Annotated in this window: 12 protein-coding genes; 5 read left to right on the plus strand and 7 right to left on the minus strand. The window is 71.1% G+C overall.

Features of this window, described 5'->3' with window-relative positions:
• Nucleotides 1-14 precede the first annotated feature (14 nt).
• From ACZ45C_RS06660 to ACZ45C_RS06670, 3 genes are read right to left on the minus strand one after another with little or no spacing between them, the layout of a single operon-like run.
• Nucleotides 15-1,076: a YncE family protein gene (locus tag ACZ45C_RS06660; RefSeq protein WP_460559977.1), complete on the minus strand. Its 1,062-nt coding sequence runs from the start codon at nucleotides 1,074-1,076 to the stop codon at nucleotides 15-17.
• Nucleotides 1,073-2,155: a sulfurtransferase gene (locus ACZ45C_RS06665; protein ID WP_460559975.1), complete on the minus strand. Its 1,083-nt coding sequence runs from the start codon at nucleotides 2,153-2,155 to the stop codon at nucleotides 1,073-1,075. Before ACZ45C_RS06665 ends, ACZ45C_RS06660 begins: the two co-directional genes overlap by 4 nt.
• Entirely contained in the window at nucleotides 2,152-3,558 is a 1,407-nt protein-coding gene (locus ACZ45C_RS06670) for a beta-propeller fold lactonase family protein (RefSeq protein WP_460559973.1), read from the minus strand. The genes ACZ45C_RS06665 and ACZ45C_RS06670 overlap by 4 nt, the downstream gene beginning before the upstream one ends.
• 156 nt (nucleotides 3,559-3,714) lie before the next feature.
• Here ACZ45C_RS06670 and ACZ45C_RS06675 point away from each other — a divergent pair, with 156 nt between their 5' ends.
• Nucleotides 3,715-4,923: a YeeE/YedE family protein gene (locus ACZ45C_RS06675; RefSeq protein ID WP_460559971.1), complete on the plus strand. Its 1,209-nt coding sequence runs from the start codon at nucleotides 3,715-3,717 to the stop codon at nucleotides 4,921-4,923.
• Between the two features lie 82 nt (nucleotides 4,924-5,005).
• Here the strand turns inward: ACZ45C_RS06675 and ACZ45C_RS06680 are convergent, their stop codons facing one another.
• The 4 genes from ACZ45C_RS06680 to purB form a co-directional block, all read right to left on the minus strand.
• Complete coding sequence (locus ACZ45C_RS06680; protein WP_460559969.1) at nucleotides 5,006-5,344, minus strand: cupin domain-containing protein; 339 nt, start codon at nucleotides 5,342-5,344, stop codon at nucleotides 5,006-5,008.
• Between the two features lie 113 nt (nucleotides 5,345-5,457).
• A complete protein-coding gene (locus tag ACZ45C_RS06685) occupies nucleotides 5,458-7,149 on the minus strand; it encodes a YcaO-like family protein (RefSeq protein ID WP_460559967.1) in 1,692 nt (563 codons plus the stop codon).
• Between the two features lie 169 nt (nucleotides 7,150-7,318).
• On the minus strand, nucleotides 7,319-7,630 hold the full coding sequence (locus tag ACZ45C_RS06690; protein ID WP_460559960.1) for a zinc ribbon domain-containing protein: 312 nt from the start codon (nucleotides 7,628-7,630) through the stop codon (nucleotides 7,319-7,321).
• 100 nt (nucleotides 7,631-7,730) lie between these two features.
• A complete protein-coding gene (gene purB, locus ACZ45C_RS06695; protein WP_460559950.1) occupies nucleotides 7,731-9,227 on the minus strand; it encodes an adenylosuccinate lyase in 1,497 nt (498 codons plus the stop codon).
• A 188-nt stretch (nucleotides 9,228-9,415) separates the two neighbouring features.
• Here purB and purN point away from each other — a divergent pair, with 188 nt between their 5' ends.
• From purN to ACZ45C_RS06715, 4 genes are all read left to right on the plus strand, one after another.
• Nucleotides 9,416-11,017 (plus strand): phosphoribosylglycinamide formyltransferase, encoded by a 1,602-nt coding sequence (gene purN, locus ACZ45C_RS06700; RefSeq protein WP_460559948.1) that lies wholly within the window; start codon nucleotides 9,416-9,418, stop codon nucleotides 11,015-11,017.
• A 116-nt stretch (nucleotides 11,018-11,133) separates the two neighbouring features.
• Nucleotides 11,134-12,201: an ABC transporter ATP-binding protein gene (locus ACZ45C_RS06705; protein ID WP_460559946.1), complete on the plus strand. Its 1,068-nt coding sequence runs from the start codon at nucleotides 11,134-11,136 to the stop codon at nucleotides 12,199-12,201.
• Nucleotides 12,198-14,348, plus strand: a complete 2,151-nt coding sequence (locus tag ACZ45C_RS06710; protein WP_460559944.1) for an ABC transporter permease family protein — start codon at nucleotides 12,198-12,200, stop codon at nucleotides 14,346-14,348. Before ACZ45C_RS06705 ends, ACZ45C_RS06710 begins: the two co-directional genes overlap by 4 nt.
• Entirely contained in the window at nucleotides 14,341-15,405 is a 1,065-nt protein-coding gene (locus ACZ45C_RS06715) for an ABC transporter permease (protein WP_460559942.1), read from the plus strand. Before ACZ45C_RS06710 ends, ACZ45C_RS06715 begins: the two co-directional genes overlap by 8 nt.
• The last annotated feature ends 4 nt before the right edge of the window (nucleotides 15,406-15,409 follow it).

The raw sequence follows: 15,409 nt of genomic DNA on the forward strand, positions 1-15,409 counted from the left end.
TCTCCCGGAGCCGATCAGACCACGACCGAGCCGAAGGGATGCGCCGGCGACTCGGCGGTCCAGACGGGGCCGGTCTCGACGTCGACGAGCGAGACCTGATCGTCGTCGTAGTGGGAGACGAGCAGCCGGTCGCCGACGCGCGTCGCGACGAGTCCCGGTGCCGAGGTCTCGACGGCGTCGCCACCGAGCGAGCGAACCCGGGCGTCGGCCGCGTCGAGCACCCACCAGTCGCCGTCGATGCGAAACGCGTCGACCGGTCTGGAGAACCCCTCGTGGACCGCGACCGTTTCGAGATCGGGGCCGAACTCGTGGAGCGTCCCGTCCTCGCGTCCGGGAACCAGCACGCGGTCGTCGGTCGCGACGAGGTCGTAGGGGTCGCCGCCGACGCCGGCCGACCCGAAGACCGCGTCGGAAGCGGGTTCACGGTCGGAGCCGTTCCCGACGTCCGTCGCGCTCGCCGGATCGAATCCGACGATCCGGTTCCCGCGCTGGTCGATCGCGTATCCCCGGTCCCCGTCCGGCGAGAGCGCCACGCCCTGAACGCGGGCCGCCGCGCCGACGTCGACGGACGCGATCCGTTCGCGGGCCGCGGCGTCCACGACGTCGACGACGCCGTCGCGCCGGCTGCCGGCGTAGAGGTAGTCGCCCCCGGGAGCGACGGCGACCTCGTGGGGCTCGCCGCCGACGGCGACGCGGTCGACGAGCGTTGACTCGACGGGATCGATCGCCGCGAGCGCGTCGCCGGCAGAACAGGAGACGAAGAGCAGGTCGTCCGCGGCCGCGAAGTGCGACGGCCCGAGAACGCCCGTGTCGATCCGGGTCACCTCGCCGTCCGGGGCGACCGCGGTGACGGCGCGTTCGCCCATCGTCGCGACGAGCGTCCGGCCGGCGGCGGCGGTCGCGTGGACCGGGTGACTGCCGACGGGCACCTCCCCGATGCGATCGCCGGTGTCGAGCGCGAACAGCGCGAGCGCGTCGGCCCCCTCGCAGGCGACGGCGGCGAGACGGTCGCCGGCGGGAGGGGCCGCGTCGGCGACGCGGTCGCCGGCAGCGACGGGCGCGTCGTCGTCGGTCATCCGGTACAGGAGAAGTCGCCGCTGTCGTCGTCGCCGCCGACGCTCCCCTCCGTCTCGATCACGACGCTCGTGGCGGTCTCGACCGGATATCGGCCGCGATCGCCGTCGGCGTTCGCCCACTCTTCGAACCCGCCGTCATACAGCCGCACGTCCTCGAAGCCGATCGCCCGGAGCGTGAGCCACGTCGAGGTCGGATCGACGTTCTCGTCGCCGTAGACGACGACGGTGTCGGACCTGTCGAGTTCCGCGTCGACCTCGTACAGCCGGACCAGCCGCCCCGGTTCGGTCATCCGGTTGCCCGCGACGTTCCCCACCCAGTTGACGTTGATCGCGCCCGGGAGGTGGCCGTGCCGGTCGTGGTCCGGATCGAGCGCGTCGGAGCCGGGCGCGCCGAGATACGCCTCCGGCACTCGGGTGTCGACCAGCCCCGGCCCGTCGCCGTTGAACGTCCCGACGCGCTCTTCGAGCCAGTCGCGGGTGACCCACGTCTCGGACGCCGGGTCGGGCTCGTAGTCGGTCGCCGAGACGGTCCCGCGCGAGCCGGTTCCGATCCGGCCGTTCCAGCCCGATATCCCCCCGTTGAGAACTCGGATGTCGCCGGCGTGCCCCACGGCGGCGAGCGCGAACGCGGCGCGCGTCACCCGCGACCCGACGCTCGCGCCGTAAACGAGCACGTCGTCGTCGGGCGAGACGCCGACCTCTCCGAACGCGGCCGCGATCGCGTCGGTGTCGGGGACCTCGCCGTCGTCGGTCGACGTCCGGCTCGTGATCGCGTCGAACGGGACCCGCCGGGAACCGTAGATCCGCTCCGTCCGGAAGCGCTCCGCGCTTCTGGCGTCGAGGACGACGGCGTCCTCGCGGTTGTCGGCGAGCCACCCGGGGCCGACGAAGTGGGAGACGTTCCCCGAGACCTCGTACTGCGCGGCGACGTTCGCCGGCGTAGTGACGCCGAGGCAGCCGGCCGTGCTCGCCGCGCCCGCGACCGTCGCGCCCGCCGCGGCCTGCAGGAGACCGCGGCGGGTGGTGTCGTCGTCACCGGTCGGATCGTCACCGTCTGCGGGGTCGTCGTCTCGGGTCATCCGCAGTAGCAGTGATCGTCCATGCAGTAGGTCGCTTCCATGTCGCCGAACGCGATCCCGAGCGAGGCGAGCGACGCCTGGATGCTCGCCACCGCGTCGCCCTCCGGTCGAACGGTACCGGCGACCGCACCGGTGGGCGCTTGTCCGGTCTCGACGGTCGCGACGACCTCGCGGCTCTCGTGATCGATCACCGCCACCTGGTTGGCATCTTGGACGGGAACGTACAGCTTCTCGGGGTTCGCTCCCCACGCCCCGGCGATACTGCTCCCGCCGACGTCGATGGTCGTCTCGTACTCGTTCGCCTCTAGGTCTATCACGCCGACGCCCTCGCCGGGGATGAACAGGTACGCCGCCGTGTTGTCGGGGGCGACCTCGCTCGTGATCGGCGCGCCGGGCAGCCCGTCGTCGCGGGTGATCTTGGCGATCTCCTCGGGATTCTCGGGATTGGAAACGTCCCAGACGCTCTCGGAGCCCTCGCGGGGGACCTCGGGCTCGCCGCCGAGCGTCCCCTCGCCGTTCTCGACGAGGAGGAGATCCCCGTCGAAGGAGGCGGTGCACATGAACGGGAGGACGTTCCCCTCGGTGACCGGCTCGCCCGCGTCGACGCGCGTCACCGTCTCGAAGGGGTCGACGCGCACCACGCGGATCGCCTCGTCGGCGACGTCGACGACGAACGCGTAGTCGCCGTCCGGGCCGAGCGTCATGTCGCAGGGGCCGACGTAGCCGGTCTCGATCTCGGCGGTCACCTCGCCGAAGGTGTCGCTGTCGCGGTCGGCGTCGACGCGGAATATCGCGTGTTTCGCGTCGCCCTCCGGGTCCATTCCCGTCGTGCCGCCGGAGGCGATCAGCAGGTGGTCGCCGTCCGGCGTCACGTTCGGGTAGTTCGGGCCGTATCCCGTCTCGACGAACGCGAGTTCCTCGAGCGTGCGCTGGTCGAACGCGCGGACGCCGCCCGAGACGTTCAGCCAGAGCACGTCGTGTTCGTCGTCGACACCCGTGGAGTACTGGTTGGCCGGGAAGGAGGCGGTCGTTCCGAGGAACGTGGTGGTGATCAGCTCGTCCGTCTCCGTGTCGACGACGCTCAGCGTCCGGTCGCCGTTGTTGAACACGAACATCGTCGGGGCCGGCTCGTCGCCGCCCCCGCCCTCGCCGGAACAGCCGGCGAGGGCCGTCGCCGCGCCGACCGTGCCGGTCGTCTGGAGCAGGCGGCGGCGGTCCACCCCGTCCGCGAACGGATTTTTCCGGTCGTCGTTTGCCAGGTGGCTCCCCTTCGAGGGGCGGGGGTCCGACTCCGGGCGTACGTCGGCCGAACTCGCGTCCGTCGACTCCCCGCCGGTCGCCCCCGCGCCCGCCGACGAACGCGCGGCCGCGTCGGTGGTCCCGCATCCGCAGTCGTCGCTCATACCGTTCCTCACGCAGCAGAGGCGTAAAGCACCCCCGAACGCCCCCTTCGTTGCCCCGTGTGAGGAAAATCGGAAACAGTTACCGCTACCTCCGATTCGAGGGGGGATTCACCGTGTCCAGCGTCGCTTTACGTGCGGGACCGGTGTGCTCGGGTAATGCTGCTCTCGCCCGTCGCTTACGTCGCCGTCTCGGTCGCGGTTGGGCTCTCGTTCGGCGTCCTGTTGCAGAAGGCGCGGTTCTGTTTCGTCAGCGCCTTTCGCGACTTCGTCGCGTTCAAGGACACTCGGGTGCTGAAGGGGCTCCTCGTCGGGATCGCGGTGATGACCGTGTTCTGGAGCCTGCAGGCCACGTTCGGCTACTTCCGCGGCTTCTGGACGCCGGCGTGGGGGCTCGGATCGCTGTTCGGCGGGTTCGTCTTCGGGCTCGGGATGACCCTCGCCGGCGGCTGCGCGTCCGGCACGCTGTACCGCGCGGGGCAGGGGTACCTCCAGTTCTGGCTCGTCCTCCTGTTCATGTTCGTCGGCTACGTCCTCTTCGCGTTCGCGTTCCCCGTCGCCGAGACGTACTACTTCCAGACGCTGAACCCGTTTCAGGGACGGACGCTGTACCTCTCGTCACCGCTCCCGCCGGCCGTCACCGGCGCGCTCGCCGTCGCAGTGGGCACGCTGGCGTACGCGTTCGTGAAGGGCCACAGTCAGCTCCCGGACGACCCATCGGGCGGGACCGGGGTCGCGTCCGACGCGCGAGCGCAGGCGGCGCTCGGCGGATCCCGGGGCGTCTCGGCGGTCGCGCTCGGTCTGCGCGGGATCGCCGACGGCATGGTCGCGTACGCTCGCGGGCTCCGCGAGGACGACCGACCGCTCGCCGACCGCCTGCGCGACTCGTGGGACGCCCGGACGGCCGGCGTGGCGATGGCGCTCGTCGCGAGCCTCTGGTTCTTCGTTCACGGCCACTGGGCGATCACCGGAAGCGAAGCGCGCTGGGCGGGGTACCTCCTGTCGGCCGTTGGCTACGACGTCGCGAGCGTCGACTACTGGGGATCCGTGCTGTTCCGCGACGGCAACATCTCGCTGACCATCGACATGGTGATGATCGCCTCCCTCATCGTCGGCTCCTTCGTCGCCGCGTACGCCTCCGGAGACTTCCGGATCCGGAAGCCGAAGCTGAACCGCGTTCCCAACTACGCCGTCGGCGGGCTCCTGATGGGCGTCGGCTCGCGACTCGCGGCCGGCTGCAACATCGCGAACCTCTTTTCGGGCGTCGCGCTGCTGTCGGTCCACTCCTTTGTGGCCGGTGCGGGGATCATCCTCGGCGTCTACGTGATGACCCACTACATGTACCGCGAGGTCGGCTGCGCGCTCTGAGTCGCCCGCTCTCGCGGGGTCGGTCGCTCCGGCAGTTCCGTCGCCGGCGACGCCACCGCGCCGGTGGAAGCGTATAGTCCGGTCAGTCCTGCCAGTCGGGGTTCGCTCGCGGCGGCGCGAAGATGTCGTAGCCGACGACCGTCTCGTCGCCGCGGTTGAGCGCGGCGTGGGGCTCGCCGCCCGGAATGACGTACGTGTCGCCCGGCTCGACGACGAGGTCCTCGCCGTCGACGACGAACGTGGCCGTCCCCTCGGTGACCACGCCGATCTGCTCGTGGTGGTGGTCGTGCTCGGGCACCTTCTCGCCCGGTTCGATCACGAACCGCTGGATGCTCGTCTCCTCGCCGACGGCCCCCTGCGTGAGGAAGACACCCTCCACGGCCTCCGTCGCCTCGACGTCCGCGTCTGGAATGACGTCCATGGTGGCCGAGCGACCGCGAGCGGCTTAAACCGGGGGGATGGGGCAAGGCGTGGGGTGCGGGGCCGTGGCGTCGGAGCGAGGACGGGAGGTCACAGACGCCGGCTCAGCCGCCGTCAGGGGAACGGGTGGTACTCCCTGTCGAGTGCCGGCTCGAATCCCATCGACCGCGGCACGTCGCTCGCGCGGTTCCCGAAGAACGGATCGCCGGTGAAAAGCGGCTGCGCGCCGGGGACGAGCACGCGGACCGCCTCGAAACCGAGCGCGGCCAGGTCTCGCGTGGTGACCCGCGCGACGTACGAGTCGAGGCCGACCGCCCCGACGCGCTCGACGACGGCCGACAGCTCCGCGACGCTCGAGTCCGTCTCCTCCCCGAGCGACACGGCCGGGACGGTCGTCTCCGGATCGAAGAACGCCCGCGTCTCGGCCGGGAAATCGGCGTGTCGACCGATCGCGGCCCCCTGCTCGTCGGCGGCGCCCTCGCCCATCGACCGGAGTTCAGTCCAGTTCTGGAGCGCCTCCGCGAGCGCGCTCCGCGCCGCGGCGGCCGGATCGAGGTCGGCCCCGGACCCGGCGGCGAACCGCGGCCAGTCGCCCTCCCGGTGGACGCCGACCGCGACGACGGGCACGTCGACGTCGGCGGTCACGAGGAGCGGCGTCACGGAGAGCGACTCGGCGCGTGCGCGCTTCTTCAACTCCGCGAACGCCTCGTCGTCGACCTCGACCCCGAGCGGGTCGGCCGTCGAGTACCAGCTCGTCATCGTCGCGTCACGCTCGATCACCTCGTACAGCCCCGACAGCGCCGCCTCGGAACCGGAGTTTCCGAGCCCCAGTCCGGTCGTGATCGCCGGACGGTACCGGGTCTCCGGCGGCGGGAAGTGAACGAACTCCGCGGGGAGGCTCGCGACGTCGCCCGTCGCGAGGTGCTCGCCGGTCACCCACGAGAGCGAGTCGTCGCGGTCGTACGCGGCCGCGCTCTCGGGACGGACGAACGCGTCGGGCGGAACGGGGTTCGGAACGGTCGCGGCGGGAGCGCGCGTGAACGACCGCTCGCGGTAGACGCCCGCGGCGTAGCGCTCCAGCCCCTCGCCGAGCGCCTTCATGAACGCGGCGTCCCAGCCGGCGGCGACGCCGCCGCCGAACTCGGCCGCCCGCCCGTCGGAGAACGCGGTCGTGTCGGCGACGCGCGCGACGTAGTACGGCACCGGGAACGACGCCTGTTCGCCCACGTCCGCGAGCGGCCCGACTCGGGAGTCGACCGCGCGCTCGGCGGCGTCGAGCGCGGCCGAGAGCGACCGCCCCTCGCCGTCCCGCGGGAGCGCGTCGCCCGGATCGTCGCCGCAGCCGCACCCCGGCACCGGTAGGAGCGTCCGCTCGCCGCCCGGCACCTCGACGACCGTGTCCGCGACCGGGTCGCCGGAGAGCAGCTGGACGACGCGGCGGCCCGCAAGCGCCCCCGCGTACCGGACGGCCGACCGCGTCCCTCGCGTCTCGGTCGCGGGCTCCGCGTCGCCGCTCGCGACGCGCGCCCGGAGGCAGTCGTAGCACGTCGCCTCGAAGACGGTCACCGCGGCGTCGACCGCGTCGAGCGGGACGCCGCCGAGGCCGCCGACCTCCACCGCGACCCACCGGTCGAGGCGGTCGTTCGCCGCGGCGAACGTCTCCGACCCCGCGGTGTCGACGACCACCGCGAGGTCGAACCCGTCGAGCAGGCCCGCCTCGACGGGCATCACGTTCACGTCGATGTCGCCGAGCGCGGCCGCGACCGCGTCGGCCGCCGGCCCCTCGCCGACCAGTCCGATATCCATGTCTCTCCCGACGCGACAGGGAGAAAAAAAGCCGCGGGTGGTTTCGGCGCCGATCGAGTCGAGGCCGACGGTTCGGGGTCGATCGAGCCGTGACGGGCGGTTCGGGACCGAGCGGGGCGTCGTCGCCGCCCATGTCCGATCTGTTCGGCGGCGACGGGGGGAGCCGGAGTCAGCCGATGAAGAAGTCGATCGCGTTCCCCGTCGACTGTCCCTTGTACAGCTCCGAGTAGCCGCAGTTCGCACACGAGACGACCTGGAACTGGCGGTTCTGCACGTCGAACATCTTGGTGAGGCCGGTGCCGCTCGTCGCGATCTCGTCGACCTCGGTCTCCGTGCCGCCGCACTTCGGACAGCCGCTGGCCTCGCCGCCGAGCCCCGCGGCCCCCGGATCGGCGCGGTCGTCGTCGGACCCGTCGAGCGCGTTCTCCGCGTCGTTGCCGAAGACGGAGTACTCCGTCTCGTCGTCGTCTTGGGAGGGCATCGTCGGGTGATCTCCGGGGAGCCGTAAACCTCTTCTGCCTCTTTCGGCCGCTGGTGTCCGCACGCGGCCGCGTGACCGGTCCCGCGATCTCCGACCGGACCTACTCGTCGATCTCGTCGACGAGGTCGTCGGCGACGCCGGTGTAGCCGGCGGGCGTCAGCGCCTTCAACTCCGCGCGGACCTCCTCGTCGACCGCGAGGTCGTCGAACAGCTCGCGGAAGTCGTCGAGCGTCACGGACCGGCCGCGGGTGAGTTCCTTCACGCGCTCGTAGGCCTCGGTGTCGCCCTCGCGCCGGAGGATCGTCTGGACCGCCTCGCCGATCACCTCGGGCGTCCCGTCGAGTTCCTCGCGCATCACCGCCTCGTTCGGAACGACCTTCGCGAGTCCGTCGCCCGCCTTCGAGTAGCCGATGAGGCAGTTCGCGAGCGCCGCACCGACGTTGCGTTTGACCGTGGAGTCCGACAGGTCGCGCTGGAGCCGCGAGGCGGTGACGTAATCGGCGAGGAAGGAGAGGTCGGCATTCGCCTTCGAGAGGTTGCCCTCGCTGTTCTCGAAGTCGATCGGATTCACCTTGTGCGGCATCGTCGACGAGCCCGTCTCCCCCTCGACCGTCCGCTGCCCGAGGTAGCGGTCCGAGACGTACAGCCACGCGTCGACGTCGAGGTCGAGGAGGACGTTGTTGACCCCTCGGAGCGCGTCGAACAGCGCCGCCAGGTCGTCGCAGGGGTTCACCTGCGTCGCGAGCGGGGTGTGTTCCAGGTCGAGGCCGCGGACGAACGACTCGGCGAACGCCTGCCAGTCGACGTCGGGGTACGCGGCCTCGTGGGCGGCGTAGGTGCCGGAGGCCCCGGCGAGCTTGCCGGAGAGATCGCCGGCGGCGACCACGACCCGGCCGAGCGCGCGCCCGAGCCGCGCGGCGTACACCGCCATCTCCTTGCCGAAGGTGGTCGGCGTGGCGGGCTGTCCGTGGGTGCGCGCGAGCATCGGCGTGTCGCGGTGCTCCCGCGCGAGGTCGGCGAGCGCGTCGCGCACCTCGCGGATCGCGGGGACGATCACCTCGCTCACGGCCGGCTTGAGGAGCAGCCGGTGCGCGAGGTTGTTCACGTCCTCGCTCGTGAGGCCGAAGTGTATCCACGGGTACAGCGACTCGGCGTCGTCGATCGGTGGGTCGGATCTCGCGGCCGCGTCACCGGCTCCCGACTCCGACTCCGCCAGCCCGTCGATCCGAACCCGCAGGAAGTACTCGACCGCCTTCACGTCGTGGTTGGTCGCGGCGTACCCCGCCGCGCCCTCGACTTCGAGCGCTTTGATCAGCCGCGCGTCCTCCGCCGAGAACGCCTCGTACAGCTCGCGGAGCGCCTCGCGTGTGGCCTCCGCGAGCGCGATCGGCGTCGCGTCGAGGTCGGCCAACGCGATCAGGTACTCGACCTCGACGCGGGTTCGGGCGCGCATGAGCGCGGCCTCGCTCGCGTACGGCGACAGCGGCGCGGTGCGGGAGGCGTACCGGCCGTCGAGCGGCGAGACGGCCGCGAGGGGATCGGACCGAGACAGCCCGGAGATGGTGTCGTCGTCCGTCGGTTCGGAGTCGTCGGTCATGTCCGCGAGTGCCCCCGGAGCCAGCAAAAGCGTGTCGATGACGAACCACCCGGAGACGGAGCGAATCGCACAGATGTGGATAGGTTCGGCGCGAATATCGGACCGGCTCCCGGATTGTATCCGTAAACGTGGATCCACAGCTGCGACGGACCGCAATCGATATACCCGATCGGTCGGTGCTCTCGTGTATGAAGATCGCCGGACTCGCGAGCAACCGGGGACGGAACCTCAGACACATCGCCGACGTCGCGCCGGGGGGCGCGGAGCTGTCGGTCGTCCTGACGAACCGCGAGAACGCGCCCGTGGTGGAGGCCGCGACGGAGCGCCGCATCCCCACCGAGGTCGTCGAGCGAGAGGACGGAGAGTCCCGCGAGTCCCACGAACGCCGGATCGTCGACCGGCTCTCGGGGTATGATATCGACCTCGTCTGCCTGGACGGGTACATGCGCGTCCTGACCGACGAGTTCCTCGATGCGGTCCCGACGGCGCTGAACGTCCACCCCTCGCTGCTCCCCTCGTTCCCCGGCACCGACGCCCACGAGCAGGTCCTCGACGCCGGCGTCCGAACAACCGGCTGCACGGTCCACGTCGTCACCGAGGCCGTCGACGCCGGCCCGATCGTGACCCAAGAGCCGGTTCCCGTCTACGCGGACGACGACGCCGACTCGCTGAAAGACCGCGTGCTCCGCGACGCGGAGTTCACCGCGTACCCGCGGGCGGTCCGCTGGTTCGCACAGGATCGGGTCGACGTCGAGCGCGCGGACGGCGAGCCCGTCGACGTTGCCGTCGACGGCGACATGGGCGGCGACTTCCCCGAGCGACGGTTCGTCTCCGAGGAGCGCTCGGCCGAACTCCGCTACGGAGAGAACCCGCATCAAGACGCCGCGCTGTACGCCGACGACGGCTGCGAAGAGGCGAGCGTCGTCGGGGCACCGCAGCTGAATCCCGGCGCGAAGGGCATGGGGTACAACAACTACAACGACGCCGACGCCGCCCTCGATCTGGTCAAGGAGTTCGACGCGCCCGCCGCGGCCGTGATCAAACACACGAACCCCGCCGGCTGCGCGACGAGCGACACGCTCGCGGACGCGTACGACCGCGCGCTCCGGACCGACGCCAAATCCGCCTTCGGCGGCATCGTCGCGCTGAACCGCGAGTGCGACGCGGACACCGCCACCGCCGTCGCGGACTCGTTCAAGGAGGTCGTCGTCGCGCCCGGCTACACCGAGAGCGCCCTCGACGTGCTCACCGACAAGAAGAACCTCCGGGTGCTCGACGTCGGTCCGCTCGGCGAGGGCGACGACCGCTTCACCGAGCGGTTCACCGAGAAGCCGATCGTGGGCGGGCGGCTCGTGCAGGAGCGCGACCGGCAGTCGCCGGCGGCCGACGATCTGGAGGTCGTCACCGAGCGCGAGCCGACCGACGCGCAGCTGGAGACGATGCTGTTCGCGTGGAAGACGCTCAAGCACGTGAAATCGAACGGCATCCTGTTCGCGACCGGCACCGAGACGGTCGGCGTCGGCATGGGTCAGGTGTCGCGCGTCGACGCGGTCACGCTCGCGGCGATGAAAGCCGAGAAGGACGCGGAGGGCAAGTCGGCCGAGGGTGCGGTGATGGCCTCAGACGCGTTCTTCCCGTTCCCGGACGCGATCGAGGAGGCGGCCGACGCCGGGATCGAGGCCGTGATCCAGCCGGGCGGCTCAGTCAACGACGAGGACGTGATCGCCGCCGCCGACGAACACGACATGGCGATGGCCTTTACGGGATCGCGCTGTTTCCGGCACGACTGACGGCCCGTTCGTCGCCGTCGCGGTCGCCGAGCGGTCCGGTACGCGTACCGGCGAGAATTCTCGTCGGCGATAACCGCGGAGGTGGGTTTAACTCGGCGGGGAGTCGACCGCGAACCATGATCGAGGTGGCGGGCCTGCGGAAGACGTACGGAGACTTCGCCGCCGTCGTCGACAGCACGTTCTCCGTCGGAGAGGGCGAGGTGTTCGGTATCGTCGGCCCGAACGGTGCGGGGAAGACCACGACGCTCAAGGTTCTCTCCGGGCTCGTCGAACCGACCGACGGAGCGGTGACGGTCGCCGGGTTCGACTCCGGCGACCCCGAGATGCGCCGGCGGCTCGGGTTTCTCCCCGAGGAGTCGCCCCTGTACGAAGAGATGACGCCGCGGTCGTACCTCCGGTTTTTCGCCGACCTCTACGACGTGCCGGACGGCGTCGCAGACGAGCGGATCGAAGCCGCGCTCGACCGGCTCCAGCTCGACCACCGCGAGCGCCGGCTCGGCGACATGTCGAAGGGGATGAAACGAAAAGTCGCCATCGCGCGCTCGCTCGTCAACGACCCGGACGTGCTCGTGTACGACGAGCCGGCATCCGGGCTCGACCCGGTGACGACCGACTCCGTGCTGCGGTTCACCCGCGAACTGCGCGAGGCGGGCAAGACCGTCGTGTTCTCGGCGCATAACCTCTATCACGTCGAGTCGGTCTGTGACCGCGTCGTCGTGATGAACGAGGGGCGGATCGTCGCCCGCGGGAGCGTCGACGGGATCCGCGAGCGACACGGCGAGACGACCTACCACGTGTTCTCCGATATCTCTCCGGCGCGAACCGACGCGCTGGCCGACCTCGCAGACGCCGACGGTCCCGAGCCGCTCACCGAGGAGGTCGGCGATCGGTTTCGGACCGCGGTACCGACGATGGCGGCGGTCGAGGCGGTCCGCGAGGCGGTGACGGCCGCGGGCGGCGAGGTCGTCGACATCCGCACGCGCGAGCCGAGCCTCGAAGACGTCTTCCTCGACATCGTCGGTCGCCCGATGCCGGGACGATACACCGCCGGCACAGACGACGAATCCGCGGCCGGCGAGGCTGCGAGTGGCGAGGCCGCGGGTGGCGAGACGGCCAGCACCGACCCGTCCGGCGACCGGACCGACGAGGGACGAACGCCGAGCCGATCGGGTGGAGACGAGTGATCGACCGGTTCCGGAGGGTGCTCCGGGTCGCCCGGTGGGAGGTCGCCCGCGCGGGCGGCGGCGTCGATCGCCGAACCCTGCTCGCGGCGCTCGCGCTCCTCCTCGTCGCGGGGGGCGTAATCGGCGGCGGGCTCGCGGCCGGCGTCGTCGGTCTCGACGTCGACCGCGACGTGTACCGGGTGGCGGTCGACGACGACTCGCCGTACGCGGACGCCGTCGAGACCGCACCCGCGCTCACCGCGGTGCCGGTCGACGGAGCGTCGCTGGGATCCTCGGCCGACCTGATCGTTCGCGACGTCCGCGGCGTTTCGGGGGACGACGCGACGAGCGGGGGGACGGCCGGTGGCGAATCGGCCGTCATCGGGGTCGTGGTCAGCGCCGACGACACGCGGAAGGGCGCGGCCGCGGCCGCCGAGTTTCGAGAGGCCGTCGAGGCGCACAACGAGCGGCTGATGGCTGCCGAGGAGAACGAGACGGCGGCGTTCCCGATCGCGGTCACCCTCCGATACGTGAGCCGAACGAGCGGGGTCGACGGCGGCGCGACCCTCGGTGAGTCCGACTCCGCGAGCGCGTCGGAAGCCGACGACACTGGCGCGAGCGGAGACGACGCCGACGCGACTGCCACGGGAGATGACGCGACCGCCGGCGATAGCCCGACGGACGAGACCGCCTCCGAAGGCGACGACGGCGATTCGACGGCGGACGGCAGCGCGACATCCGGGGACGACACGTCATCCGGAGACGACACGTCATCCGGAGACGATACGAGTGCGGGCACCGGCGGAGGCGACGGCGACATTGAGGACGGAGCCGCCGCTGGCGGGGGATCCGGAGACGCCGACGGCGGCGGAGCGTTCGCCACCGGCGGTTCGACGAACGGCGGCGGCCTCGCGGTTCCCTCCGTCGGCGGCGGGACGTTCGGGGCGGACACGGTCGGCTCGCCGGGATCGATCTCGCCGCCGTTCCCGTTCGTCTCGCTGCTCTTGGCCTTCGTCTTCCTCGTGCCGATGAACTTCCTCATTCAGGCGTACGGCTCCTCCATCCTCGACGAGCGGACGAATCGGCGGGGAGAACCGCTCCTCGTCACTCCGCTGTCGCCGGCCGAGATCGTCGCCGGCAAGACGCTCCCGTACGTCGCGATCGCGGCGGCGGTCACGACGCTGATCGCCGTCGCGGTCGGCGGCGGTCCGCTCTCGGTGATCGCCGTGTTCCCGGTCGCGTTGGCCTTCCTCGGGGCGACGTTCGTGGGTGCGATGTTCGCGCGGTCGTTCAAGGAACTCACGTTCGTCACGGTCGGCGTGAGCGTCCTGCTCACGACCTACGCGTTCGTCCCCGCGATATTCACCAACGTCACGCCGGTCGCGCTCGTGTCGCCGCTCACGCTCGTCGTCTTCGACCTCCAGGGCGAGGCCGTCTCCGCCGGCGACGTGCTCTTTTCGACGACCCCGATGTCGCTCGGGGCCGGGCTCCTGTTCGCGCTCGGGCTCGGCGTCTACCGCGAGGAGGACATGTTCGCGCAGAAGCCGGTCGGCCGGAAGTTCCTCGACGCCCTCGCGGTGCGGCTCGCTCCGGTCGGCGGCGGATCTCACCGAGGGCTCTGGACGGGAGCGCGGGGTCGCTTTCGCGCGCTCGCTCCCGTAGCGCTTCTCACCGCCTGCACGATCCCCTTCGTGTTCGTCGCGGAACTCATGGCCGTCGCACTCCTCTTCGCGCTGCCGATCACCGTCTCGATCCCCGTGTTGCTCGTCGCGATCGCCTTCGTCGAGGAGTTCGCCAAGAGCGTCCACCTGTACGCCGGGTTCGAGCGCGGCGTCTTCGACCGAACCGACCGGGTCGCCGTCGCGGTCGGCGTGGCCTCCGGTACGGGATTTTTCCTCGCGGAGAAGGCCACCGCGGTCGTGCAGGTCGTCGGACTCACGGAGCTGTACGTCGGCCGCGCCGCCTTCGGGAGCGTCGCCGGACTGGAGGGACTGTCCGCGCCGGCGCTCTTGGCGCTGCTTTTCGCGCCGCTGGCGCTCCACGGCGTCACGACGACGGTGGCCGCGGTCGGTGCGAGCAGAGACCGAACGTGGTACGTCCTGACGCTCGCGCTGGCGACGCTGCTTCACGCGGCGTACAACGTCGCGGTGGTGAGCGTCCATGGGTAGCCGCCTGACGATAGCCGGCCGCGAGCTGGCGGGGCTACGCGCGGAGAAGACGATCCTGCTCGCGATCGGCATCCAGCTGTTCATCGCGGCGTTCTCGTCGTTCCTCGTCGTCGGACTGGTCTCCATGTACGATCCCGGCGCGATCGACGCCGCGGAGATAGAGGTGGCCGCGAGCGGCGACGCGGTCGACGGGCTCGAACGGGCCGCCGCCGAGGTCGAACGCGTCGGAGTCACGACGTACGCGGACGCGGGCGCCGCGAGGCGAGCGTTCGACCGCAACGCCGCCGACGCGGTGGTGGTCGCGGACCGGGTCGACGCCGGCGGCGACGGAGGCGGCGATCGGATCGCGGTGCGGGTCACCGCGCCGGACGCCACGGTCGAGACAACCGTCATCGTCGTTCAGCTGCGGGAGGCGTTACGCGCCTACGAACTGGACGAACGCCGGGACCGGGCCGCCTACCTCACTGAATCGCCGCTCCCGCTACCGGACCGGACCGGCTCCAGCCCGTACTTCACGTTCACGTACACGGTGTTGATCCCGGTGTTGGTGTTCCTGCCGGTGTTCGTCTCCGGATCCCTCGTCGTCGACTCGATCACCGAAGAGATCGACGAGGGGACGCTCGAACTCCTCCGCGTCGCACCAGTGACGCTGGGGGAAATCGTCGACGGGAAGGCGCTCGCGGCGGTCGCCATCGCGCCCGCACAGGCGCTGTTGTGGCTGCTGTTGCTTCGTGCGAACGGAACGCCCGTCGCCAACGTCCCCGCGATCCTCACGCTGATGACCGCGCTCACGGCGCTCGTCGTCGCGCTGGCGGTCGCCATCTCGGCGCTCGCGCCCGACCGCCGGGCCGCGCAGTTCCTCTACTCGATCGGCGTCCTCGCGCTCTTCGGCGGCGCGACGGCCATGGTCGGCGGCCCGGCCAACGCGGTCGCGCGGCTCGCGATCGACAGCGCGGATGCGACCACCACGGCGCTCGTCGTCGCGTACGCGGGTATCGCGACGGTCGCGTACGCCGGCGTCAGGCGGATCGTCGCCGCGAACGGATTCGACCGGTGAACCG

The sequence above is a fragment of the Halorubrum pallidum genome (assembly GCF_055380345.1).